Source organism: Janthinobacterium fluminis (genome assembly GCF_028595325.1).
Classification (GTDB): Bacteria; Pseudomonadota; Gammaproteobacteria; order Burkholderiales; family Burkholderiaceae_D; genus Janthinobacterium; species Janthinobacterium fluminis.
In genome coordinates this window covers 409807-433724 of the sequence record NZ_JAQQXR010000001.1, presented here as the reverse complement: position 1 = coordinate 433724, position 23918 = coordinate 409807, and the positions used below count along the sequence as shown (strand labels likewise).

Here is a 23918-nt window from a genome sequence, read left to right as displayed (position 1 = left end):
GGGTCAGACCCCTGCTTTCAAACCGCCCAGCGCAGCTGCGCCAGCGGCGGCACCGGAGCCGCCCGCTGCGGCGCCGGATGGCGCAGCACCTGCGCCAATATGCGCTGCTCGATGGCGGCGAACCCGGCGCTGCCGCGCGCCCTCGGCCTGGGCAAATCCACCCTGACGTCGAGCGCGATGCGCCCATCCTCGATCAATATCACGCGGTCGGCCAGCGCCACCGCTTCCGCCACATCGTGGGTGACCAGCACGGCCGTAAAACCGCGCGCCAGCCACAGCGTTTCGATCAATTGCTGCATCTCGATGCGCGTCAGCGCGTCGAGCGCGCCCAGCGGCTCGTCGAACAGCAGCAATTGCGGCTCGTGCAGCAGCGCGCGGGCCAGCGCGACGCGCTGCTTCTGCCCGCCCGACAGCGCCGCCGGCCAGTCGTCGGCGCGCTCGGCCAGCCCGACGGTCCACAGCGCCGCGGCGGCCGCGCCGAGCGAACGCGGCATCCCCAGCGCGACATTATGCAGCACCGTTTTCCACGGCAGCAGGCGCGCCTCCTGGAACATAATGCGCACTTCCGGCTTCAACTGGCCGGCGCCGACGACGATGGCGCCGGCGTCGGCCCGCTCCAATTGCGCGATGGTGCGCAACAGCGTGCTCTTGCCGCAGCCGCTGCGCCCGACCACGGCGACGAACTCGCCGGCCTTCAATTCCAGGCCGACGTCCTTGAGCACGCTGCGCCCGGCATACGCCTTGCTCAATCCGCGCAGCGCCAGCGACACGCCCTGGCGTGCCTTCGGCAGACGCTCGACGGGGTCTTCGACGGGATCGAACTGCGTCAGCAGCGACAGGAAATCGGATTCGAGTTGGGCGGGGGCGAAGATCATCGGGTTCCTTCAGCGGTAAGCGGGATTCCAGCGCAGCAGGCGTCTTTCCAGCGTGCGCGAGAACAGGTCGGCCAGTTTCCCCAGCAGGGCGTACAGCAGGATGCCGACCAGCACAATGTCGGTTTGCAGGAATTCGCGCGCGTTCATCGTCATGTAGCCGATGCCGGCCTGCGCCGAGATGGTTTCGGCGACGATCAGCAGCACCCACACCAGCCCCAGCGAAAAGCGCACGCCGACCAGTATCGCCGGCAGCGCCGTCGGCAGAATCACGTCGCGGTACAGCGGCCAGCCGGACAGGCCGTAGCTGCGCGCCACCTCGATCAAGCCCTGGTCGGCCGAACGGATGCCGTGGAAGGTGTTCAGGTAGACGGGAAAGAAGACGCCGACGGCCAGCAGGAACAGCTTGGCCGCTTCGTCGATGCCGAACCACAGGATGACCAGGGGGATCAGCGCCAGCGCCGGGATGTTGCGCACCATTTGCAGCGTCGTGTCGAGCAGCGTTTCGGCCCGTTTGACGCTGCCCGTCAGCAGTCCCAGCGCCAGGCCCAGGCCGGCGCCGATGGAAAAACCGACGGCGGCGCGCCACAGGCTGGTCCGCAGATGCCGCCACAGTTCGCCCGACTCGCCCAGGCTCCAGAAGGCTTTGGCGACGGCCCACGGCTGGGGCAGAATGCGGCTCGACAGCCAGCCGGCCTGCGCCGCCACCTGCCAGGCCAGCACCAGCGCGGCCGGCAAGGCCCACGGCGCGAGCGCGGCGAACCAGGCGCGGGCGGGGCGCATGCTCAGGCCGCCTTTTTCGGCACGATGTCGCTGGCCATGACTTCGCCGAACGGCCCGGACAGCGACTGCTCGCCGGCCGCCCTGCCCTTGCCCAGCAGCGGGAACACCAGTTCGGCGAAGCGGTAGGACTCTTCCAGGTGCGGATAGCCGGAGAAGATGAAGGTGTCGATACCCAGCTCGGCGTACTCGCGCATGCGCGCCACCACCGTCGGCGGGTCGCCCACCAGCGCCGTGCCGGCGCCGCCGCGCACCAGGCCGACGCCGGCCCACAGGTTCGGCGACACTTCCAGCTTGTCGCGGCGGCCGCCGTGCAGCGCGGCCATGCGCCGCTGCCCCTCCGAATCCATCTTGCCGAAGGCCGTCTGGGCCGCCGCGATGATGTCGTCGTCGAGGTGGCTGATCAATTCGTCGGCGGCGCGCCAGGCCGCCTCGTTCGTCTCGCGGACGATCACGTGCAAGCGGATGCCGAAGCGCACCGTGCGGCCGTGCCTGGCGGCGCGGGCGCGGATGTCGGCGATCTTCCCGGCCACGGCGGCCGGCGGCTCGCCCCAGGTCAGGTAGACGTCCATCTGCTCGGCGGCCAGCTCGTGCGCCGGCGCCGACGAGCCGCCGAAATACAGCGGCGGATACGGTTTCTGCACGGCCGGATAGAGGGTTTTCGCGCCCCTCACCTGGATGTGCTTGCCCTCGAAGTCATAGCCGGCGGCGCCGCCCTCGCCCGCCAGCGTGGCGCGCCAGACGCGCATGAACTCGGCGGAAATCTCGTAGCGCTTGGCGTGGTCGGCGAACAGCCCGTCCGCCTCCAGTTCGCCCTGGTCGCCGCCCGTCACCACATTGATCAGCAGGCGCCCGTTCGACAGGCGGTCGAAGGTGGCGGCCATGCGCACCGCCAGGCCCGGGGTCGACAGGCCCGGCCGGACCGCAACCAGGAATTTCAGTTTTTGCGTGACGCCGATCAGCGACGAGGCCACCACCCAGGCGTCTTCGCAGGAGCGCCCGGTCGGCAGCAGCACGCCGTCGTAGCCGAGCGTGTCGGCCGCCACGGCGCACTGGCGCAGGTAGTCGGCATTGACCGGGCGGGCGCCCTGCGTCGTGCCAAGGTAGCGGCTGTCGCCGTGCGTCGGGATAAACCAAAAGACATTCAAAGACATGTTCGCTTCCTTTACATTACAACTTGAGCGGCAGCAGCGCGTCCTTGACGCTGATGGCCCTCGGGATCAGCTTCAGGCCGGCGAAGGCGTCGGCAACCTTCTGCTGTTCGGCGACGACGTCGACGCTGATCAGCTTAACGCCGTAGGCATAGCGCGCGGCGGCCAGTTCGACGACGCCGGTATCGAGGCCGGTCTGCGCAGCGAGGATCGCCGCCACCTCCTTGAGGTTGGCGCGGCCCCATTCGTCGACCCTGGCCAGCTCCTCGATGACGATGCGGACGATGTCCGGGTTCTTTTCCGCGTAGGGCCGCGCCGCCAGGTAGAACTGGTGGTTCGACACCAGGCCCTTGCCGTCGGCCAGCACGCGCGCGCCCAACTGCTTTTCGGCGGCCGCCAGGAAGGGATCCCAGATCGCCCAGGCGTCGACGCTGCCGCGCTCGAAGGCGGCGCGGGCGTCGGCCGGCGGCAGGAACACGGTTTCGATGTCGCGGTAGCCGACGCCGGCCTTTTCCAGCGCCCGCAGCAGCAGGTAGTGCACGTTCGAGCCCTTGTTCAGCGCCACGCGCTTGCCCTTCAATTCGCTCAGCGCGCGGATTTTCGAGTCTTTCGGCACGACGATGGCCTCGCTCGACGGCGACGGCGGCTCGTTGCCGATGTAGACCAGGTTGGCGCCGGCGGCCTGGGCGAAGATGGGCGGCGCCTCGCCCACCGTGCCGAAGTCGATGCTGCCGACGTTGAGGCCCTCCAGCAGCACCGGGCCGGCCGGGAACTCGGTCCATTTGACGTCGACGCCTTTTGCGGCCAGGCGCTTTTCCAGCGTGCCGCGACCCTTCAGCAGCGTCAGCGTGCCGTATTTCTGGTAGCCGATGCGCAGCACCGCTTTCGCCTGGGCCTGCGCGGCGCCGGGCATGCCGGCCGCCAGCACGCCGGCCGCGGTGGCGAACAACAGGCCCAGCGTGTGGCGGCGCGACAGGCGCTCTTCGTGGCGTGTACTCATGTTTCTCCTTGATGGCGCGGGGCGCGACGGCAAAAACCCGCGGGTGTAATCAATTCAGCGGCGATACGGCGTAAGGGTGGCCTTTCAGCGAACGGCTCGGCAGCGCCGGCACGGCGGGCTCGGGCGCCGTGGCGCGCGCGTGGCGCAGCGCGCGCAGCCCCGCCGACAATTCCTCGACGCCGGCCTCGACGCGCGCCGCAAGCGCCGGGTCCAGCGTCAGTCCGCGCTCCTCGCTCCAGTCGAGCTGCTGCGCGGTGGCATAGATGCTGGTCAGCACGTGCCTGGCGGCCAGGGCGTGCAGCACCGGCCGCAGCGCGTAGTCCAGCGCCAGCAGGTGCGACTGGCTGCCGCCGGTCGCCAGCGGCAGCACCAGCTTGCCGGCCAGGCCGTCCTGCGGCAGCAGGTCGAGGAAGGCTTTCAGGATGCCGGCATAGGATGCCTTGTAGACCGGCGTGGCGACGATGACGACGTCGGCGGCGGCCACGGCGGCGATGGCGCGGGCAATCGTGACGTCGGCATGCTCGGCGTGCAGCAGCGCCCGGGCCGGCAGGTCGCGCACGTGCAGCTTGCTGTAGCGGTGGCCGTGCACGGCCAGCTTGTCGCCGATGTGCAGCAGCAGGCGGCTGGAGCTGGATGGGAGCTGCGGGCTGCCACTCAATAATAGTATGTTCATGCGTGAGAAATTCCCGTGAATGTGCTGCGTTGCCGCGGCCTGCCCAGCGCCAGGATCTGCGCTTGTGGCTGGAATCGGGCCGCCTTCAGTGAGCAGATTACGACCGCGCCGGCGAAATCAGAACGAATGCTTTCGCGCTTCGATATGTGTTTTCCGGATATCGTCGCCGGCGTTTACTGAGGATTTACGCATAAGCAAAGACAGAATAAATCGTTCACAAGTGCTATGCCGCACTGCAATACTTGCGCTACCGATACCATTTCAACGGCTTTGCACAATGTCACAAGCATTTTCCGGCGCGCCGCATGGCCACCATGCCGACGCCCCCGCAGCACCCTCGCAAGACCCGCTCCAGATCGCCACGGCGCTGGCCGCGCGCCTGGCGCAGTCCGCCAACGCCCGCGACCAGGCCGGCGGCCACGCCGCCCGGGAACGCGAATGGATACGCGAATCGGGCCTGCTGACGCTGTCGATCCCCACGGAATTCGGCGGCCAGGGCGCCGCCTGGCCCGTCGTCTACCAGGTGATCCGCATTCTGGCGCGGGCCGACAGCGCGCTGGCGCACGTGTTCGGCTTCCACCACCTGCAACTGGCCGGCATCCGGCTGTACGGCAGCGCCCAGCAACAGCGCCGCCTGCTGACGGACACCGTCGCACAGCGCCTGTTCTGGGGCAATGCCCTGAACCCGCTCGACCGGCGCACCACGGCCACCGAGGCCGCCGACGGCTACACGCTGGACGGCGTCAAGAGCTTCTCCTCCGGCTCGGTCGGCTCCGACTGGCTGACCGTGTCGGCCTGGCACGCGCCGACCCAGAGCGCGCTGATCGGCGTGCTGCCGACCCGCCAGCCCGGCGTCGCCGTGCAGGCGGACTGGGACGCCTTCGGCCAGCGCCAGACCGACAGCGGCAACGTCCACTTCGCCGGGGCGGCGCTGCCGGCCGGGCAGGTGCTGCAGGCGCCGGCCCAGCCGGCCACGCCTCAGGCGACGCTGCGCTCGCAGGTGGCGCAGCTGATCATGGCCAACCTCTACCTGGGCATAGGCGAAGGCGCCTTCGAGGCGGCGCGCAACTACACCCGCGACGAAGCCCGGCCCTGGTTCGCCTCCGGCGCGGCCAGCGCCAGCGCCGATCCGCTGATACAGCACCGCTACGGCCAACTGTGGCTGCTGCTGCGCCCCGCCGTGGTGCTGGCCGACCACGCCGCCGTCGAACTCGACAGGGTTTTCAACAAGGGCGCGCAGATCAGCGCCCGCGACCGCGGCGAGCTGGCCGTCGCCGTGGCCGAGGCGAAGTGCCTGGCGCACCGCGCCGGCGTCGAGATCAGCAGCCAGATGTTCGAGCTGACGGGCGCCCGCGCAACGTCGGCCAAATACGGCTACGACCGCTTCTGGCGCAACGTCCGCGTGCACACGCTGCACGACCCGATCGACTACAAATACCGTGACCTGGGGCGCTTCGCCCTGGAAGGCACGCTGCCCGAACCCACCGCCTACTCATAAAACGATATGACCACACCAACCAACAACATCGCCGCGCTGCCGGACGCGAAGCGGGCCACCGTGATCCGCGTCGACGCCGCCAGCAAATCGTTCGCGCTGCCGCGCGGCGAACAATTCCACGCCGTGCGCAACGTCAGCCTGGACGTGCGCGAGGGCGACGTCTTCGGCCTGATCGGCAAGAGCGGCGCCGGCAAATCGACGCTGCTGCGCCTGCTGAACCTGCTGGAGCGCCCCGACAGCGGCAGCGTCACCGTGGCCGGCCGCGAACTGACGGCGCTGGGCAAGCGCGAGCTGCGCGACGCGCGCCAGAACATCGGCATGATTTTCCAGCAGTTCAACCTGCTGCAAAACGCCACCGTGTTCGACAACGTCGCCTTCCCGCTGATCATCCACGGCAAACTCAAGGGCGAGCAAATCGCCGCCCGCGTCGAGGAATGCCTGGCGCTGGTGGAACTGAGCGGCAAGGCCGCCAACTACCCCGCGCAACTGTCGGGCGGCCAGAAGCAGCGCGTGGCCATCGCCCGCGCGCTGGCCAGCCGCCCCGCCGTGCTGCTGTGCGACGAGCCGACCTCCGCGCTGGACGCGGAAACCACCCGCGCGCTGCTGGAGACGCTGCGCGACATCAACCGCAACCTCGGCGTGACCATCGTCATCGTCAGCCACGAGCTGTCGGTGCTGGGCGCCATCTGCAACCGCGTCGCCGTGATCGAGGACGGCGCCGTCGCCGAACAGTTCGCGCTGGCCGACACCCACACCGTGCGCAAGACCGCGCTGGGCCGCGAACTGGCCCACTACGGCACCCCCGCCTTTGAAGCCACCGCCTGGAAGGAGCGCGCTCATGCTTGAAAATATCATCTCCATGCTGCCTGAGCTGTGGACGGCCATGGGCCAGACCCTGACCATGCTGGCCATCGGCCTGAGCGCCGCCGTCGTCATCGGCGGCCCGCTCGGCGTGCTGCTGTTCCTCATCGCCGACGGCCAGTCGCTGCAAAACCGCCCGGCCGCGCTGGTGCTGGGCTGGCTGGTCAACGTCGTGCGCTCCTTCCCCTTCATCATCCTGCTGGTCGCGCTGGTGCCGTTCACCCGCCTCATCGCCGGCACCTCGATCGGCCCGCTGGCTGCCGCCGTGCCGCTGTCGTTCGCCGCCATCCCCTACTTCGCCCGCATGGTCGAACAGAACCTGCGCGAAGTGCCGCGCGGCGTCATCGAGGCGGCCCACGCGATGGGCGCCTCGGAACTGCAGATCGTGCTGCGCGTGCTGCTCGTGGAAGCCCGCTCCGGCCTGGTGCTGGCCCTGACCGTGCTGTCGATCAGCTTCCTGTCCTACTCGGCCGTGGCCGGCGTGGTCGGCGGCGGCGGCATCGGCGACCTGGCCATCCGCTACGGCTACTACCGCTTCGAGACCGACATCATGGTCGCCACCGTCGCCGTGCTGGTCCTGATGGTGCAAACCATCCAGTTCACCGGCAACCGCATCGCCAAACGCCTCGACAAACGCTAACACCCACTTCATCTTTTTAAGGAAAACCACATGAGCATCGCCCGCCGCACCCTGATCCTGAGCGCCCTGACCCTGGCCCTGGGCGCCAACTTCGCCAACGCCGCCAAAGACCCGAAAGAGATCGTCATCGGCACCAGCGCCGGCCCCTACGCCGACCAGATCAAGCTGGGCATCAAGCCTATCCTGGAAAAACAGGGTTACAAGATCAAGCTGGTCGAGTTCAACGACTACGTGCAGCCGAACTTCGCGCTGGCCGAGGGTTCGCTCGACGCCAACGTGTTCCAGCACGTCGTCTACCTGAACAAATTCGCCGCCGAGCACAAACTGGCGCTGACCGACCTGGTGACGATCCCGACCGCGCCGATCGCCATCTACAGCAAAAAACACAAATCGCTCAACGAAGTCAAAGACGGCAGCACCGTCGGCGTGCCGAACGACCCGAGCAACGAAGCGCGCGCCCTGGTGCTGCTGGACCAACTGGGCTGGATCAAGCTGCGCGCCAACTTCGACCCGGTGCGCGCCTCGGAGAAGGACATCGTCGGCAATCCGAAGAAAATCAAGCTGGTGCCGCTGGAAGCGGCGCAACTGCCGCGCTCGCTGGGCGACACCGACTACTCCTTCATCAACGGCAACTACGCGCTGGCGGCCGGCATCAAACTGACCGAGGCGCTGATCGCCGAAAAAATCTCGGCCAACTACATCAACCTGGTCGCCGTGCGCAGCGCCGACAAGGACAAGCAGTTCGCCAAGGACCTGGCGGCCGCCTACCGCTCGCAAGCCTTCCTCGACATCACCAACAAGCACTTCGCCGGCTACTCCAAGACCGACTACCAGCTGGCCCTGGAAAAAGCGAAGAAGTAAGACGGCGGCATGGCTAAAACGATCCGCTTCAACGCCTTCCAGATGAACACGCTGGGGCACCAGTCGCCCGGGCTGTGGACACACCCGCGCGACAACAGCCACCGCTACACCGATCCGCAGCACTGGACCGAGCTGGCGCGCTTGCTGGAGGCGGGCCGTTTCGACGCCATCTTCCTGGCCGACGTGCTGGGCGTGTACGACGTCTACCAGGGCGGCCTCGACGCCGCCCTGCACCACGGCGTGCAAGTGCCGCTGAACGACCCGCTGGCCCTGGTGCCGCTGATGGCGCAGGCGACCAGCCACCTCGGCTTCGGCGTCACCTGCGCGCTGACCTACGAGCACCCGTACAGCTTTGCCCGGCGCCTGTCGACGCTGGACCACCTGACGGGCGGACGGATAGGCTGGAACATCGTCACCGGCTACCTCGACAGCGCCGCCCGCAACCTCGGGCTGGAACGCCAGCTCGGACACGACGAGCGCTACGACCTGGCCGACGAATACCTCGACGTCGTCTACAAGCTGTGGGAGAAAAGCTGGGACGACGACGCCGTCGTCAACGACAAGGCGGCCGGCGTCTACGCGGACCCGGTGCGGGTGCATCCGATCAAGCACGCGGGACGCTACTACAAGGTGCCCGGCATCCACCTGTGCGAACCGTCGCCGCAGCGCACCCCGCTGCTGTACCAGGCCGGCACGTCGCCGCGCGGCACCGCGTTCGCCGCGCGCCACGCCGAATGCACCTTCGTCAGCGGCCCGAGCAAGGCGGTGGTGAAGCGCTACGCCGACGCGCTGCGCGCGGCGGTGCGCGCGGACGGCCGCGACGGCGAACAATTGCTGATCTACGCACAGGCCCTGATCGTCACCGGCGCCACCGGGGCGCAGGCGCAGGCCAAGTATGAGGAATACCGCAGGCACGTCGACATCGAGGCGGCGCTGACGCTGCTGTCCGGCTGGACCGGCGTCGACTTCAGCCGCTTCCCGCTGGACGCGACCATCGACTACATCGACTCGGACGCGGGGCGCTCGGCGCTGGCCTCCTTCAGCCAGGCCGACCCGAACCGCAAATGGACCGTGCGCGAGGCGGCCGAGTTCATCGGCATCGGCGGCCGCGGCCCCGTGCTGGTGGGCGACGCGGCGCAGGTGGCCGACCAGTTGGAGGCGTGGATGGACGACACCGGCATCGACGGCTTCAACCTGGCCTTCGCGGTGGCGCATGAAAGCATGCGCGACGTGGTCGAGCACATCGTGCCGGAGCTGCAGCGGCGCGGCCGCTACCGCCGCGACTACGAAGACGGCGCGCTGCGCCACAAGCTGTTCGGCCAGGGCGCGCGTTTGCCGGAGCGGCATCCGGGCCGCCGGGTCCGCATCGCGGACTAGGAAAAAGTCCTGCGGCGCGGCGGCTGCGCCGGTTTATCCGGCGCCGACGATTGCGCCGTAGCGGCCCAGCACCTTCTCCATCCCCAGTTCGATGCACTCGGCCACCAGCGCGTGGCCGATCGACACTTCCAGCACGCCGGGAATCGCGAGGAAATGCGCCAAGTTGTCCAGGTTCAGGTCGTGGCCGGCGTTCACGCCCAGCCCCAGGGCGCTGGCGCGCGCGACGGCCTGGCGGAAGCCGGCAAAGGTCGCCTCGCCTTGCGGCGTGCCGAAGTGCTCCGCATACGGCTCCGTGTAGAACTCGACTCGCTCCGCGCCCACTTCGCAAGCCGCCTCGATATGCGGATAGTCGAAATCGACGAACAGGCTGGTGCGGATGCCCAGCGCCTTCAACTCGCCGACGACGCGGCGCAGCAAGGCCGCTTCCTTGACAATATCCCAGCCGTGGTCCGAGGTCAGTTGGCCGGGCGCGTCCGGCACCAGCGTGCATTGTGCGGGCCGGACACGCTTGACAACCTCGAGAAACTGCTCGGACGGATAGCCCTCGACGTTCAACTCGCAATGGCGCTCGGCGCATAAAACCGCCAGCTCGCCGACATCGGAATAACGCGCGTGGCGCTGGTCTTCGCGCGGATGCAGCGTGATGCCGTGCGCGCCGAGGTCGAGGCAGCGCGCGGCGAACGCCACCACGTCGGGGAAATTCCGGCCGCGCGAATTGCGCAGGAGAGCAATTTTATTGATATTGACTGATAGCTTGGTCATCGTCTTACATCATTCATATAGTCGTTAAGTGTCAAAAATGGGCCGTGCAAGAAAAGGCTTCGGAATCGGCACGCCTTGCGAATGACCCATTTTTCGAATCGACGTTTTCATGCATCCTCCACCAAACAGCAGTAAACATAATGTTATTACAGTTAAGCATGCATGTGCGCGGCGTTTTTCGGCGCCGCCGCGCCGGCAGCATCGTTCACGTCAAGTCCTGCTGATCGAGACGCCGCCATCGACCAGCAAAGCCGTGCCCGTCGTGAAACTGGCGGCGTCGGACGCCAGGTAGAGCACCGATCGCGCGATCTCCTCGGGCGTGGCGAGGCGCTTGAGCGCGTGCAGGCTTTCGACGAAGGCGCGCGCCTCGGCGGAATCGGCGACGGCGCGCCCCATCGGCGTATCGGTGCCGCCGGGAAGAATGGCGTTGACGCGTATCCCCGCCGCGCCGAACTCGGCGGCCAGGGATTGCGTCAATCCGACGATGCCCGCCTTGCTCGCCGCGTAAGCCGCCATGTTCGGCATGCCGACCGTGTAGCCGACAAAGGTCGACGTGAACACGATGGCGCCCCGCCCTCGCGCCAGCATGGCCGGGAGCTGGTACTTCGCCCCCAGGAACGCGCTCGTCAGGTTGGCGTCCAGGGTGTCGCGCCAGGCGTCGAGGGCAATACCGGGCGTGGCGCCCATCGCGCCTAGCGTGCCGGCATTGTTGAACGCGATGTCGAGGCCGCCGAAGCGCTCGACGGCTGTGTCGACGGCGGCCTTGGCGCAGACTTCGTCCCTGACATCGCCGACGAGCGCCACGGCCTCGGCGTCCGCCGCCGCAAGTTCGGCGACCAGCGCGTCGAGTTCCGCCCGGCGCCGCGCCACCAGCACCAGCCTGGCGCCCTCCTGCGCGAACAGTTTCGCTGTCGCATAGCCGATTCCGGAACTGGCGCCGGTGATGATGGCGACTTTATTGCTCAGTAAATGCATGTCCGCTCCCACGTAATGAATAAAATGTGGGGGCACGATAATCGGGCAAGGCAGTGGCCGCCATCCGTTTCTTGCCGTGGAAATAATTACGTTCAAGACCCATCCCCGGCCACCATGTTGCTGTTGCCTAGGCAACCTTTCCGTGGCAGCATACGGCACCTCGGTCCGACCGCACACAGTGAGAAACGCCATGCCACAACCATTTACCATCCGCCTGGGCGCCGCCGCCCTGCTCGCCGCCGCGCTGTCGGGCGGCGCGGCGCGCGCCGACACGCCGCCAGATTGCGAGTTGTGTGCTCAGTGGAATGCGCCGCAAAAACCCTATCAAGTGTTCGGCAATACCTATTATGTCGGCCCCAAGGGCGTCGGTTCGGTGCTGATTACCTCGCCGAGCGGCCACGTGCTGGTCGACGCCGGCCTGCCGCAGTCGGCGCCGCTGATCGCCGCGAGCATCCGGGCGCTCGGCTTCAAGGTGGAGGACATCAAGCTGATCCTGAATACGCATGCGCATTTCGACCACGCCGGCGGCATCGCCGAGTTGCAGCGCCTGAGCGGCGCGCCGGTCGTCGCCAGCGCCTCGGCCGCGCTGGCGCTGGCGACGGGCCAGGTCGGTCCGGACGATCCGCAGTACGGCGAGTTGACGCCGTTTGCGCCGGTGCCGGACATGCGCCTGGCGCACGACGGCGAGACGCTCTCGGCCGGCGCGATCGAGGTCACCGCCCATGTCACGCCCGGGCATACGCCGGGCGGCATCAGCTGGACATGGAAGTCGTGCGAGGGCAAGGTCTGCGCCCATATCGTTTTTGCCGACAGCGTCGGGGCATTTTCGCGCAAGGGCTTCAAGTTCAGCGCCAACGAGGATTATCCGAACGTGCTGCAGGATTTCCAGCGCAGTTTTGCGACGCTGGCCGCGCTGCCATGCGATGTGCTGCTGACCGGGCATCCGGACGCGGCCGACGTGGCGGCCAGGCTGGCGCGGCCGCGCGAGGCCGGCAAGAGTGCGTTTGTCGATCCGGAAGCCTGCCGCAAGTATGTGGCCAAGGGGCGCGACAATTTGAGCCGGCGCCTCGCGACGGAGCGCTGATACTAGCGACGAAGCAGCAGGCCGCCTTAGTGTGCGGCCTTTTTTCTTTGTTGCTGTTACCCTTCGGCAATTATCACTCTCTCGCGCACGCGCTTCACTGTACACATGAACGATTTACTTCAAAGCGGCGCCACGGCACTCGCGGCCGGCATCGGCGACAACCTGGGTCAATACGCGGGCAGCCTGTTTTTGCGCGTGTCGCCATGGGCGCTGCTATATGGCCTGCTCGGCCTGCTGGCGTCGCTGCCCCTGCTTGTCTATCTGGCGCGCAAGGGGCTGCTGAGCCGCAAGCCGCGGCCGTGGAATGTGCTCGCCAAACTCAGTTACCTCGTGATCCTGGTCGCCTTCACGGCCGGCGGCGCCGCCCTCGGCATGCTGTCGCGCACCCACGGCATGCTGTCCGAGGGCTTGACGGCCGCCGTGCAGCCGGCCATCGAGGCGCACATGCCGGCGCTGCGCACGTATGTGACGGCGCAAGTGGCCGTCTACGGCCCGGACCAGGTCATCACGGCGAAGGATCTGGTCGAACCACTGCTCAAGCGCCTGTATTACGTGCCGAAGTCGGACAGCCTGTGGGAGCGCGGCAAGGCCGGCGCCGTCAACTGGATCGTGCTGAACTACGGCGCGGCGGCCTTGACGGAGGCGCTGCAGAAGACCCTGATCGGGAAAATCGAGGCGCTCAGCACCGCCGCCAAGATGGACTTGCGCGGCCAGGAGCGCGGCGAACTGAGCAAGCTGGCCAGCGACGTCGTGGCGCGGCTGGCCACGGACAGCGCCCGCCAGCTCGATTTCACCAAGCTGGACAAGACGCTGCCGCAGATTCTCGTGCGCGCCCTGCAAAAAAATCTGGACGGGCACTTTTCGTCGATGTATGCGGGCGTGGGGATCGCCTTCGTGCTGCTGGGACTGCTGATCGGCGGCGAGATGCTGCTGTACTTCCGCTGGTATCTGCGGCGCGCCGTGTAGCTAGGCGGGCCTAGGGAAGCGCTGATTTATTCATGAGGGCGGACTTGACCGCGAAAATAGGCGTCCTGCGGCGTTGCAAAATCTTGCAATAGCTCGCTATTGCTGCGATTTCGCGCCTTGCAGGCCACCTTTTTCGCTGGCCAATCCCAACCCTCAGAATAAATCAGCGCTTCCCTAGCGCGGTTTCGCCTCGGCGCAGTCGTCGTGGCGCATCTGCGCTTGCGACACGTTGCTGCCCGGCGGCACGCTCTGGGTTAGCCAGACGTTGCCGCCGACGGTGGAGCCGGCGCCTATCGTGATGCGGCCCAACACGGTCGCGCCGGCGTAGATGACCACGTCGTCCTCGACGATGGGATGGCGCGGGATGCCCTTGACGAGGGCGCCGCTGGCGTCGGCCGGGAAGCGTTTCGCGCCCAGCGTGACGGCCTGGTACAGGCGCACGCGCTGGCCCAGGATCGCCGTTTCGCCGATGACGACGCCGGTGCCGTGGTCGATGAAGAAGCTGGCGCCGATGCGCGCGCCGGGGTGGATGTCGATGCCCGTCAGCGAGTGGGCGATGTCGGCGATGAGCCGGGCCAGGAATGGCGCGCCCAGCTGGTGCAGGCTGTGCGCCAGGCGGTGGTAGAGGATGGCGATGGTGCCCGGATAGCACAGCATGATCTCGGCCACCGAGGTGGCGGCCGGGTCGCCGGCGAAGGCCGCCTGCACGTCCGAGACGAGCAGCGCGCGGATCGCCGGCAGGCCGGCGGCGAAGGCCCGGGTGATGTCGTCGGCGCGCTCGGCCAGCGTCGCCTCGCCCGCCGCGTCGGCCGGCGCCGAAAACAGCAGGCCGCGCCGGACCTGCTCGGTGAGGCGGTTCAGCGTCGTGTTCAAGGTGTCGCCGACGAAGTAGTCGATGCTCTCGTCGGTCAGATTGGGCCGCCCGTAATGGGTGGGGAACAGCACGGCCGAGAGGTCGCTGACGATGCCGGCGAGCGCCTCGCGCGACGGCAGCTCGCGGATGCGGCCGTGGTGGCGGATATTGTGCGCGGCCTCGCGCGACACGCGCAGCCCGTCGATGACGGCATCCAGGTTCCAGCGCGACGCCCTGGCGCCGGAGAGGTCGAAGGTGTCGATTTTCATGGCTACTCCAAGGGATAGACGAACCAGCATAATGACACGCGCGGCGAAACCGAACGAAGCGTTTCGTTGCCCCATATGCGCAAAGCGCATATGGGCGCCCCCGCCGCCAGCTGAAATGTCCGCGCTGGCGTAAAATGCCGGGCTAACAACACGTCGCGAACAATGAATATCTTACTGACCCTGATACTGGCGGGCTTGACGATGGTCGGACCGCTCGCCATTGACACCTACCTGCCGTCCTTCCCCGCCATCGCGCAGGAATTTTCCGCCACGCCGCTGCTGATCCAGCAAACCCTGAGCGTGTTCCTGTTCACCTTCGCCTTCATGATGCTGTTCTACGGCACCCTGTCGGACTCCTTCGGCCGGCGCCCGGTGATCCTCGCCTCGCTGCTCGTGTACATCGTCGCCTCCGTCGGCGCGGCCGCCGCGCCCTCGTTCGGCTGGCTGCTGGCCTGCCGCGTGCTGCAGGGCCTGGCGGCGGGCGCCGGTTCCGTGATCGGGCGCGCCATCGTGCAAGACCGCTTCTCCGGCGCCGAGGCGCAGAAAATCCTCTCCCACATCATGATGGTGTTCGGCCTGGCGCCGGCCATCGCCCCCGTGCTGGGCGGCTGGCTGCAAGTGTCGCTGGGCTGGCGCGCGATCTTCTGGTTCCTCAGCGGCTTCGGCGTGCTGATGCTCGTCGTCGTCTACCGCGCGCTGCCGGAAAGCCTGGACAAGCAAGACCGCCACCCCTTCCACCTCGGCGCCATCGCGGCCAACTACTGGAAGGTGCTGTGCCACCGCCAATTCCTGCTGCTGTCCGTCGCCGTCGGCACGACCTTCGGCGGCTTCGCCCTCTACATCGGCTCGGCGGCCTACTTCGTCATCAACATCCTGCACCTGCCGGAAACCGCCTTCGCCTGGCTCTTCATCCCTTTGATCAGCGGCATGGTCATCGGTTCCGCGCTGTCGGCCAAATTCGCCCACCGCTACAGCAAGCACCAGCTGATCTGGAGCGGCTACGGCCTGATGCTGCTGGCCGGCGCCGCCAACGTCGGCTACAACCTCTTCTTCGCCGCCGCCGTGCCGTGGGCCGTGCTGCCGCTGTTTTTGTACTCGTTCGCGCTGGCCATCGCGATGCCGCCGATGACACTGATCGCCCTCGACCACTTCCCCAACAACAGCGGGCTGGCGTCGTCGCTGCAATCGTTCATCCAAATGCTGATCTTCGCCCTCGTCTCCGGCCTGGTCGCACCGCTGCTGTTCGACAGCGCGCTGAAACTGGCCTACGGCGTCATGGCCGGACTCGTGCTCAGCCTGATCTGCTGGTTCTGCGTACTGGCCGGCGGCAAGCGCGCGGCCTAGGCAATTGTTGCAAACCGCCTTGGGGTCAGGTCTAGACATGGCGGTTTTTTCTACCAGGCATGCAGTAAAAACCGCCATGTCTAGACCTGACCCCATTGTTGGGATTTTACAAGGCCGGCATTTTGCGGAAGCCTACGCCCAGGCGGTTCCAGCTGTTGATGGTGTTGATGGCCATGCTGACGTCGACTATTTCTTTTTCGCTGAATTGGGCCGCCAGCGCGGCGTAGTCGGCGTCCGGCGCGTGGCTCGTCGCCAGCAGCGTCAGCGCTTCGGTCCAGCCCAGCGCGGCCCGCTCGCGGGCGCTGAAGAACGGCGTTTCGCGCCAGTGGGCGACGAGGTGCAGGCGCCGTTCGCTGTCGCCCCCTTTGCGCGCGTCGCTGGCGTGCATGTCGACGCAGTAGGCGCAGCCGTTGAGTTGCGAGGCGCGTAGTTTGATGAGTTCGATCAGCGCCGGTTCCAGCCCCAGTTTGTTGACGGCTATTTCCAGGTCCATCATGGCTTTCATGGCTTCGGGGGATGCGGCGTAGTAGTCTACTCTCGCTTGCATGGTGTTTTCCTGTCGGTGTAGGTAAGGGAGGCTCATTGTAGGTCGGGCAAGGTGGCCCGGAGGGTGCCAATCCGGCGTTTTTCGGCCGCTCCATCGGCGCCGGAGGTTGCCAATCCGCGCAAAAACGGGCAGGCTGTGGCGCTTTCAATGGTCCCCAGGAAAGGTGCGCATGGAGTTGCATATCGTTTTGGACGGCGGCAGGGATTTGGCCGGCCAGGTGTATCGCCAGTTGAGCGAGGCCATCCGCGCCGGACGCTTGGCCGACGGTCAGCAGGTGCCGCCGTCGCGCCTGTTGGCGCAGCAGCTGGGTTTGTCGCGCAAGACGGTGGCGCAGGCGTATGCGCGTTTGACGCTGGAGCGTTTGCTGGTGGGCCGGGTCGGCGTCGGCAGTTTTGTTTGCGCCCCCGCCGCCGCGCGCCCGCGCGTGCAGGCGGCCGCGCAGTTGGCCAGTGCCGCCGTGCTGCGCAAGTGGGAGGCGATGGCCACGCCGCTGCGCCGCGCCGCGCCGCAGTTGCGTTCGCGTTTCGATTTTTTGGGCGGCAGTACCACGCCCAGCCATTTTCCCCAGGATGCCTGGCGCCGTTGTGTGTTGCACGCGCTGCGCCAGGATGCCCAGGTGCGCGGCCGCTATGCCGCGACGGAGGGGTTGCCGGCGCTGCGCGAGGCGATCGCCCGCCACACGGCCTTTTCCCGCGGCCTGGTGTGCACGGCGGCGCAGGTGCTGGTGACGAACGGTACGCAGCAGGCGCTCGATTTGCTGGGCCGGCTGTTGCTGGAGCCGGGCTGCAGTGTCGCCGTCGAGGAGCCCGGCTATCCGATGGCCCGGGCGCTGTTCGCCAGCCACGGCGCGCGGGTGCTCGGCGTGCCGGTCGACGCCGAGGGCATCGTCGCGGCGTCGATACCGGACGGCGTCAGTCTGATTTATGTGACGCCCACCCATCAGTTCCCGCTCGGTATGCCGATGAGCGTGGCGCGCCGCCACGCGCTGCTGGCGCGCGCCCGCGCGATCGGCGCCATCGTCGTCGAGGACGACTACGACAGCGCCTTCCGCTACGAGGGCCGGCCGGCCGATTCCCTGCAAAGCCTGGACACGCACGGCATCGTCGCTTTCGTCGGCAGTTTTTCGAAGGTCTTGCTGCCCGAGCTCAGGCTCGGTTATGCGGTCTTGCCGCAGCCGCTGTTGCCGGCGGCGCTGACGGTCAAGCATTTGAGTGACTGGCATTGCGCGACGATGCCGCAGCACGCGCTGGCCAAGTTTATCGACGACGGTTATCTGCTCAAGCATATCCGCCGCTGCCACGCGCTGTACGCGGCGCGGCGCGAACGGCTGCTGCAGTGGTTCGCCGGCCCGCTGGCGCCGTGGTTCCGGCTGGTGCCTGCGTCGGCCGGCTTCCATGTGGCGGCGCTGTGCGTCGTCCCGCTCGACGTGGCGCTGCTGATCCGCCTGGCGCGCCGCGCCGACGTCGGCCTGTATCCGCTGGCGCAGTTTTACGCCGATTCGCCGCCGCAGCAGGGCTTGCTGTTCGGCTATGGCGCCATCGACGTCCTCGACATCGACGTGGCGCTGGCCCGCGTGCGCGATATTTTGCTGGCGATGGCTTAGGCGGTTTAGGCCGCCAGCGCCGCGTCGGCGTGTTCGATGGCCGGATAGAATTCGCGGTCTTCGCGCCGCATGCGCTCGTAGAGCACCTTCAGCACCTGGTTCGCCTCGGCGCGGAATTGTTCCGGCTGGGTTTCCAGGCGGGCGGCCAGGTTCCAGGTGCCGGCGAACGCCAGGTAGGCGCGCGCGATGCCCTGCATTTCGCCCTGGTAGACGGCGGCCATGCGCGCCAGCGCCGCGTTGCCGCTCGTTTGCAGCGCCGGGTAGAGCACGCGGTCTTCGACGGCCAGGTGCAGTTTGATGACGCCGCTGATGGCGACGATGCGCTCGGCGATCTGGCCCGCGTGCGCGGCGATGCCGCTCTGCACCAGGCGGCGCAGTTCGGCGATGCCGTCGAGGATGTCCAGATGCTGGTGCTTGAATTTGTCGATGTTCATGGCAGTTTCCCTTGTTTTCCCTGTGGATAGCGATAGTGTAGCTCGGCAACATTAAAGATGCAAACAAAATACCTGTTAAGTGGCGTTGATGTTTCCGGCTTGCATTGAAGGCAAGACCGTCGCCATCAAGTAAAATGGCGCAAGGGCCGCCTTCGCGGCACATGCGACAACTTTTTTGGACGTGATTGATGCGACTGACCTCCTACACCGATTACACCCTGCGCACGCTGATGTACCTGGGCGTGAACCGGGACCGGCTCGTGACGATTCAGGACATCGCCGATCTGCACGCGATCTCGAAGAACCATCTGATGAAGGTGGTCTACCAGCTGGGCTTGTCGGGCATCGTCGAAACGGTGCGCGGGCGCAACGGCGGCCTGCGCCTCAAGCGCGAGCCGGCCGACATCAACATCGGCGCCGTCGTGCGCGAGACGGAGACGGATTTCTTCATGGCCGAGTGCTTCGACCGCGCCAGCAATACCTGCCCGCTGACGCCGAACTGCAAGCTGAAATCGGCGCTGGGCCAGGCGACCCAGGCCTATCTGGCCGTGCTCGACAAGGTGACGCTGGAAACGCTGCTGGCGCAAGAGCCGACACCCAGCCACACGGTGCGCTTCCACCACAACGCCTGAGTCGCGCCGCGCCGCCCAAAACGGGCTCGCCTTTCCGTGCGCCGCCGCCGTGACAAAGTTGTTACATTGCGGGGGTCTCAATTAGCACAGAAAGGTAGACACCGTGATCGATCCCGCTACCGCGCGACTCTACAAGACCGCCATCTTCACCGACCAGGCACGCGAGGATTTCCCTTGCGATAACCTGCCCGACACGCCCGTCCATATCCAGTTTTTCATGCGCATCCGCCTGTCCGGCCAGGACGCCTGGGAGAACGTGTTCGCATGCTGGCGCGACATGAACGAATCCGAATTCATCGGCCGTTTCCTTGGCCGCACGCTGAAGGATTTCGGCAAATAGGCGGGCGAATCTGAAAATACCTGTCGCAGTTGCGGAAGACCGCCGCCGCCGCGTTTTTTATAATAAGCTGTCGCGCCGCGCAGCCCCCAGGCGCACGCCGGGGCATGCGCGGCGTTGCGCCGCCCTCCCCCGTCCAACCCACCACGAAAGCCCCATGAGCACATCTCCCGCGTTTTCCATCCGCCCGGCCCAGCCGGCCGACGTCGCCCCCATCTACAGCATGATCCTGGAGCTGGCCGTGTTTGAAAAACTCGAACACATGGTCGTGGCCACGGAGGCGATGCTGCACGAGGGTCTGTTCGGCGCCAAGCCCGCCTGCGAAGCCATCGTCGGCGTCGAGGACGGCGAAGTCGTCACCTTCGCCCTGTTCTTCCACAATTTCTCGACCTTCCTGACGCGCAAGGGCATGTATCTGGAAGACTTGTACGTGCGCCAGGCGCACCGCGGCAAAGGCTACGGCCGCCAGATGCTGGTGGCGCTGGCGCAGCTGGCGCTTGAGCGCAACTGCGGCCGCTTCGAGTGGAGCGTGCTGGACTGGAACGCCAACGCCATCAAGCTCTACACCGGCATGGGCGCCGAGCTGCTGCCGGAATGGCGCATTTGCCGCGTCGCCGGCGACGCCCTACGGCAGATGGCGGCACCACGTTGAGCGGCGCGGGGAAAAACATGTCAGAGACTTCTTTCGTGACGCAGCAGGATATCGAGGAACAGCGCGATAGCATCGAAGCCCGCCTCCACAGCGCCCAACTGGCGCTGGGGGACGATATGGAGCCGTTCCAGCAGCAATGGCATGCCGATCCGGCGACGGCGTTCGTCGCCTGCGCCAGGGACGGCTGGAACGAGCGCGGCGCCGACTGGCTCGATGCGCAGGCGGCGCTGTTCGACCGCGACGCGTGGCTGGAGCTGGGCGGCATGGTCGCCAAGGGCGAGCCGCCCTCCTCCGACCCGGCCGGGGAAGGCGACGATGAATGGGAGTGGTGGCACACGGCCATCGCCGAACGGCCCGCCGCCACGCCGGCGGCCGGGCAGGCGGCCGGCGCCGCGACGGTGCTCGGCGACGCCGGCATGGCGCAGAAAATCTACCGGCACCGCGACGCGGTTCTGGCGCTGACGACGCAGATCGGCTGCGAGGGAAAGGCGGCCGTGCTGGCATTCCTCGACAGCGCGCTGGCCGATATCGACGCGGAACTGGCGGCGGCCATCGTCAACGACGCGCATTTCCCGGTGGTGCTGGAGCTTCTCGACGACCACGACAGCGCGCTGCTGTATTGCGCCTACGCCGAGTTGATGCTGGAAGCGATACCGCCCAATTTCTACGCCCATGTCGCCGGCAAGGGCGCGCCGCATCTGATGCTGGAAGTGGCACTGCTCGTCGGTATCGCGCCTTTAAGCACCGGCAACGCGGTGCGGCAGCGCATCCATGCGCTGACCGAGCGCCTGGAGCGGGGCAACGCCGGCGCGGCGCACAACCCGGCCCGCGTCGCAGTCGAGACTTTTATCCGCGTGATCGACGATTTCGGCCGCGCCGCCGACACAATGCACGCGCTCGGCGCTGACCTGATCCAGCTGCGCAAGCAGTCGCTTGAAACCAGGAGCCTGACGCAGAGGCTGCGTTCATGGATCGGCATGCGCGGCTGAGATTTCAGGCCGCAATCCGTTCCGATTCGATGATGCGCACGCCGGGGCTGGGCTGCAAGGCGGCACGCAGCATCGCGGCGGCCACGGCGCCGGTGCGAACGGCCCGGTAGCGGCGCGGCAGCAGCGGCGCCAGCCGGCGCGCCAGCCACAGGGCGGCGCTTTCGCCGGGCCGGGCGTCGGCGCGCGCCGCGCCGTCGAGCAGCGAGGGGCGCACGTGGCAGACGCTGGCGAATCCGAGGGCGTCCAGATCGCGCTCGGTTTCCCCTTTCACGCGCAGGTAGAGCGAGCCGGCCGCCGCGTCCGCGCCCACCGACGAGTTATACACGAACACCGGCGTGCCGGCGTGGCGCGCCAACCCGGCGGCGATGAGGACGTAATCGTGGTCGATCTGGCGGAAGGCGGCGTCCGAGCCGGCCAGCCGGCGCGTGCTGCCGAGCGCGCACAAGACGGCGTCGGCGGCCCACCAGGACGCGTCGGCGGGCAGCGCGCGGTAGTCGACCAGGGGATTGAGCAGCCTGGCGTGGGCCGCCAGCGGCTGGCGGGTCGGCGCGACGACGCACCCGACGGCCGGGTCGGCCAGGGCCTGGGCGACGATCTGCCGGCCCACCTGGCCGCTGCCGCCGAGCACGAGCAGCGTGCTCAATTTATTCTACCGCTCTGTAATTCGGACATCATCGACAACTCCAGCTCGGCGTGGCAACGCGCGCCACCTGCCGTCATGCTTCGACGGCGCGATGGCGCCCCGGGCCGGCAGCGTGGCCCTGGCGTCGATGCTAGCCGCATTGGGCGTTTTCTTCAAGCCCAAGCCGCCCCCACCCGCCGCCCCGGCGCCGCAACATGCTCCGCACATGATTTTTCTGATAACATTCCTGTTTTACTTCTTTCTATTGCCCATTTCGATTATCCTGATGGCCGCAATGCCCATCCTGCCGCCGCCCGGATGGACCACCTTCGTCATGAAACAATCGCCGCCGCTATGGGAGTGAAGTGAATGAATGCGCCGTCTCGGGTATGGAACACCTTGCAAGCGAACCGCGCCCAGCGCCTGCAGCGGGCGCGCGCCGCGCTCGGCTGCGCGCTTGACGGCAAGGTGCTGCCGGCCGCCCACATCGGCGATCTGCTGCACGGCGTGCTCGAATGCGGCGACCGCGTCTGCCTGGAGGGCAACAACCAGAAGCAGGCCGACTTCCTCGGCCAGGCGCTGGCCCGGCTCGACCCGGCCCGCATCAACGGCCTGCACATGCTGCTGTCGGTGCTGGCCCTGCCCGAGCACCTCGACGTGTTCGAGCGCGGCGTCGCCGCGCGCCTGGACTTCTCCTTCTCCGGCCCGCAGGCGGCCCGCGTGGCCAAGCTGGTCGCCGCCGGCAAGCTGAACATCGGCGCCATCCACACCTATCTGGAGCTGTTCGCCCGCTATTTCGTCGACCTGGCGCCGCGCGTGTGCCTGGTCGCGGCCGAGGCGGCCGACCGCCACGGCAATCTGTACACCGGCCCGAACACCGAGGACACGCCGGCCATCGTCGAGGCCACCGCGTTCAAGAACGGCATCGTCATCGTCCAGGCGAACCGCATCATGGAGACGCTGCCGCGCGTCGACATTCCCGGCGACTGGGTCGATTTCGTCGTGCAGTCGCCCAGGCCGTACTACATCGAGCCGCTGTTCACGCGCGACCCGGCGCAGATCTCGGAGATCCAGGTGCTGATGGCGATGACCGCCATCAAGGGCATCTACGCCGAATACCAGGTCGAGCGCCTGAACCACGGCATCGGCTTCGACACGGCCGCAATCGAACTGCTGCTGCCGACCTACGCCACCGACCTCGGACTGAAGGGCAAGATCGCCCGCCACTGGGCGCTGAACCCGCATCCGGCGCTGATTCCGGCGATCGAATCGGGCTTCGTCGAGTCGGTGTACTCGTTCGGCTCTGAGCTGGGCATGGAAGACTATGTGCGGGCGCGGCCGGACGTGTTTTCCGTCGGGCCGGACGGCTCGATGCGCAGCAACCGCGCGCTGTGCCAGGCCGCCGGCCACTACGCCTGCGACATGTTCATCGGCTCGACCCTGCAGATCGACTTGCAGGGCAACTCGTCGACGGCGACGCTGGGGCGCATTTCCGGCTTCGGCGGCGCGCCCAACATGGGCGCGGACGCGCGCGGGCGGCGCCACGCCAGCCCGGCCTGGCTGAAGGCGGGACGCCAGGCGCGCGAGGGCAGGAACGCCATCCCGCGCGGGCAGAAGCTGGTGGTGCAGATCGTCGAAACCTTCCGCGAGCACATGCAGCCGGCCTTCGTCGAGCGGCTCGACGCCTGGGAGCTGGCCGAGCAGGCCGGCATGGCGATCCCGCCGGTGATGATTTACGGCGACGACGTCACGCACATTTTGACCGAGGAAGGCATCGCCAACCTGCTGCTGTGCCGCGACGACGATGAGCGCGAGCAGGCGATACGCGGCGTGGCCGGCTACACGGCGGTCGGCATGGCGCGCGACAAGCGCATGGTGGAGAACTTGCGCGACCGCGGCGCGATCGTGCGGCCGGAGGACATCGGCGTGGACAAGCGCCTGGCCACGCGCGATTTGCTGGCGGCGAAAAGCATGAAAGACCTGGTGCGCGCCTCGGGCGGCCTGTACCAGCCGCCGAAGCGGTTCAGGAACTGGTAAAACCTAAAAGCCCGGGTCGGACCCGGTTGGCGCCCCTGGGGTCTGACCCCGGCTGTCGGGGGTCGGACCCCGGCTTTTGGTGGTGCAGCCAAGCGGCAT

At 67.3% G+C, this 23918-nt stretch carries 26 protein-coding genes; 15 read left to right on the top strand and 11 right to left on the bottom strand.

Annotated features, from left to right (window positions below; genetic code table 11):
- Positions 1–17: 17 nt before the first annotated feature.
- From OIK44_RS02045 to ssuE, 5 genes are read right to left on the bottom strand one after another with little or no spacing between them, the layout of a single operon-like run.
- Entirely contained in the window at positions 18–875 is an 858-nt protein-coding gene (locus OIK44_RS02045; protein WP_273668991.1) for an ATP-binding cassette domain-containing protein, read from the bottom strand.
- 9 nt (positions 876–884) lie between these two features.
- Entirely contained in the window at positions 885–1655 is a 771-nt protein-coding gene (gene ssuC / locus OIK44_RS02040; RefSeq protein ID WP_273668990.1) for an aliphatic sulfonate ABC transporter permease SsuC, read from the bottom strand.
- Between the two features lie 2 nt (positions 1656–1657).
- Positions 1658–2806, bottom strand: a complete 1149-nt coding sequence (ssuD, locus tag OIK44_RS02035; protein WP_273668989.1) for an FMNH2-dependent alkanesulfonate monooxygenase — start codon at positions 2804–2806, stop codon at positions 1658–1660.
- A gap of 16 nt (positions 2807–2822) precedes the next feature.
- Complete coding sequence (locus OIK44_RS02030; protein ID WP_273668988.1) at positions 2823–3803, bottom strand: sulfonate ABC transporter substrate-binding protein; 981 nt, start codon at positions 3801–3803, stop codon at positions 2823–2825.
- A gap of 49 nt (positions 3804–3852) precedes the next feature.
- Complete coding sequence (ssuE, locus tag OIK44_RS02025) at positions 3853–4476, bottom strand: NADPH-dependent FMN reductase (RefSeq protein WP_273668987.1); 624 nt, start codon at positions 4474–4476, stop codon at positions 3853–3855.
- Between the two features lie 277 nt (positions 4477–4753).
- On the opposite strand from ssuE, the gene OIK44_RS02020 reads away from it, so the two are divergent.
- Genes OIK44_RS02020 through OIK44_RS02000 form a run of 5 tightly spaced genes read left to right on the top strand, consistent with a single transcriptional unit; the run spans position 4754 to position 9713 of the window.
- Entirely contained in the window at positions 4754–5974 is a 1221-nt protein-coding gene (locus OIK44_RS02020) for an acyl-CoA dehydrogenase family protein (protein ID WP_273668985.1), read from the top strand.
- A 6-nt stretch (positions 5975–5980) separates the two neighbouring features.
- Positions 5981–6820, top strand: a complete 840-nt coding sequence (locus OIK44_RS02015; RefSeq protein WP_273668984.1) for a methionine ABC transporter ATP-binding protein — start codon at positions 5981–5983, stop codon at positions 6818–6820.
- Positions 6813–7475, top strand: a complete 663-nt coding sequence (locus OIK44_RS02010; RefSeq protein WP_273668983.1) for a methionine ABC transporter permease — start codon at positions 6813–6815, stop codon at positions 7473–7475. Before OIK44_RS02015 ends, OIK44_RS02010 begins: the two co-directional genes overlap by 8 nt.
- 30 nt (positions 7476–7505) lie before the next feature.
- Entirely contained in the window at positions 7506–8336 is an 831-nt protein-coding gene (locus tag OIK44_RS02005) for a MetQ/NlpA family ABC transporter substrate-binding protein (RefSeq protein WP_273668981.1), read from the top strand.
- 9 nt (positions 8337–8345) lie between these two features.
- The gene (locus tag OIK44_RS02000) at positions 8346–9713 is read left to right on the top strand and encodes an LLM class flavin-dependent oxidoreductase (RefSeq protein ID WP_273668980.1); all 1368 of its coding nucleotides are present in this window, start codon (positions 8346–8348) and stop codon (positions 9711–9713) included.
- 33 nt (positions 9714–9746) lie between these two features.
- Here OIK44_RS02000 and OIK44_RS01995 read toward each other — a convergent pair whose 3' ends face one another.
- Both OIK44_RS01995 and OIK44_RS01990 read right to left on the bottom strand, forming a co-directional pair.
- Positions 9747–10475 carry a pyridoxine 5'-phosphate synthase gene (locus tag OIK44_RS01995; protein WP_273668979.1) on the bottom strand — a complete coding sequence of 243 codons (729 nt, stop codon included), beginning with the start codon at positions 10473–10475 and terminating at the stop codon, positions 9747–9749.
- Between the two features lie 210 nt (positions 10476–10685).
- Positions 10686–11450, bottom strand: a complete 765-nt coding sequence (locus tag OIK44_RS01990) for an SDR family oxidoreductase (protein WP_273668978.1) — start codon at positions 11448–11450, stop codon at positions 10686–10688.
- Positions 11451–11640: 190 nt separating this feature from the next.
- On the opposite strand from OIK44_RS01990, the gene bla reads away from it, so the two are divergent.
- Both bla and OIK44_RS01980 read left to right on the top strand, forming a co-directional pair.
- Positions 11641–12534 carry a subclass B3 metallo-beta-lactamase gene (gene bla, locus OIK44_RS01985; protein ID WP_273668977.1) on the top strand — a complete coding sequence of 298 codons (894 nt, stop codon included), beginning with the start codon at positions 11641–11643 and terminating at the stop codon, positions 12532–12534.
- A gap of 105 nt (positions 12535–12639) precedes the next feature.
- A complete protein-coding gene (locus OIK44_RS01980) occupies positions 12640–13500 on the top strand; it encodes a hypothetical protein (protein WP_273668976.1) in 861 nt (286 codons plus the stop codon).
- 174 nt (positions 13501–13674) lie between these two features.
- Here the strand turns inward: OIK44_RS01980 and epsC are convergent, their stop codons facing one another.
- Positions 13675–14622, bottom strand: coding sequence for a serine O-acetyltransferase EpsC (gene epsC / locus OIK44_RS01975; protein WP_273668975.1), 948 nt, complete (start codon positions 14620–14622; stop codon positions 13675–13677).
- Positions 14623–14784: 162 nt separating this feature from the next.
- Here epsC and OIK44_RS01970 point away from each other — a divergent pair, with 162 nt between their 5' ends.
- A complete protein-coding gene (locus OIK44_RS01970) occupies positions 14785–15966 on the top strand; it encodes a multidrug effflux MFS transporter (protein ID WP_273668974.1) in 1182 nt (393 codons plus the stop codon).
- Between the two features lie 106 nt (positions 15967–16072).
- On the opposite strand, the gene OIK44_RS01965 is transcribed toward OIK44_RS01970, so the two are convergent.
- Entirely contained in the window at positions 16073–16513 is a 441-nt protein-coding gene (locus tag OIK44_RS01965) for a carboxymuconolactone decarboxylase family protein (protein ID WP_273668973.1), read from the bottom strand.
- 169 nt (positions 16514–16682) lie between these two features.
- On the opposite strand from OIK44_RS01965, the gene pdxR reads away from it, so the two are divergent.
- Positions 16683–18116 carry a MocR-like pyridoxine biosynthesis transcription factor PdxR gene (pdxR, locus tag OIK44_RS01960; RefSeq protein ID WP_273668972.1) on the top strand — a complete coding sequence of 478 codons (1434 nt, stop codon included), beginning with the start codon at positions 16683–16685 and terminating at the stop codon, positions 18114–18116.
- Positions 18117–18121: 5 nt separating this feature from the next.
- Here pdxR and OIK44_RS01955 read toward each other — a convergent pair whose 3' ends face one another.
- Positions 18122–18550, bottom strand: coding sequence for a hemerythrin domain-containing protein (locus OIK44_RS01955; RefSeq protein WP_273668971.1), 429 nt, complete (start codon positions 18548–18550; stop codon positions 18122–18124).
- A 188-nt stretch (positions 18551–18738) separates the two neighbouring features.
- Here OIK44_RS01955 and OIK44_RS01950 point away from each other — a divergent pair, with 188 nt between their 5' ends.
- From OIK44_RS01950 to OIK44_RS01935, 4 genes are all read left to right on the top strand, one after another.
- Positions 18739–19182, top strand: a complete 444-nt coding sequence (locus OIK44_RS01950) for an RrF2 family transcriptional regulator (protein WP_273668970.1) — start codon at positions 18739–18741, stop codon at positions 19180–19182.
- 103 nt (positions 19183–19285) lie between these two features.
- The gene (locus OIK44_RS01945) at positions 19286–19522 is read left to right on the top strand and encodes a hypothetical protein (protein ID WP_273668969.1); all 237 of its coding nucleotides are present in this window, start codon (positions 19286–19288) and stop codon (positions 19520–19522) included.
- Positions 19523–19676: 154 nt separating this feature from the next.
- Entirely contained in the window at positions 19677–20171 is a 495-nt protein-coding gene (locus tag OIK44_RS01940; RefSeq protein WP_273668968.1) for a GNAT family N-acetyltransferase, read from the top strand.
- A gap of 17 nt (positions 20172–20188) precedes the next feature.
- Positions 20189–21160: a hypothetical protein gene (locus OIK44_RS01935; RefSeq protein WP_273668967.1), complete on the top strand. Its 972-nt coding sequence runs from the start codon at positions 20189–20191 to the stop codon at positions 21158–21160.
- Positions 21161–21164: 4 nt separating this feature from the next.
- Here OIK44_RS01935 and OIK44_RS01930 read toward each other — a convergent pair whose 3' ends face one another.
- A complete protein-coding gene (locus OIK44_RS01930) occupies positions 21165–21803 on the bottom strand; it encodes a Rossmann-fold NAD(P)-binding domain-containing protein (RefSeq protein ID WP_273668966.1) in 639 nt (212 codons plus the stop codon).
- Between OIK44_RS01930 and OIK44_RS01925 the strand changes: the two genes are divergently transcribed.
- Both OIK44_RS01925 and mdcA read left to right on the top strand, forming a co-directional pair.
- Positions 21796–22146, top strand: a complete 351-nt coding sequence (locus OIK44_RS01925) for a hypothetical protein (RefSeq protein ID WP_273668965.1) — start codon at positions 21796–21798, stop codon at positions 22144–22146. The two genes, OIK44_RS01930 and OIK44_RS01925, sit on opposite strands and share 8 nt — an antisense overlap.
- Before the next feature lie 5 nt (positions 22147–22151).
- Positions 22152–23819, top strand: coding sequence for a malonate decarboxylase subunit alpha (gene mdcA / locus OIK44_RS01920; protein ID WP_273668964.1), 1668 nt, complete (start codon positions 22152–22154; stop codon positions 23817–23819).
- The last annotated feature ends 99 nt before the right edge of the window (positions 23820–23918 follow it).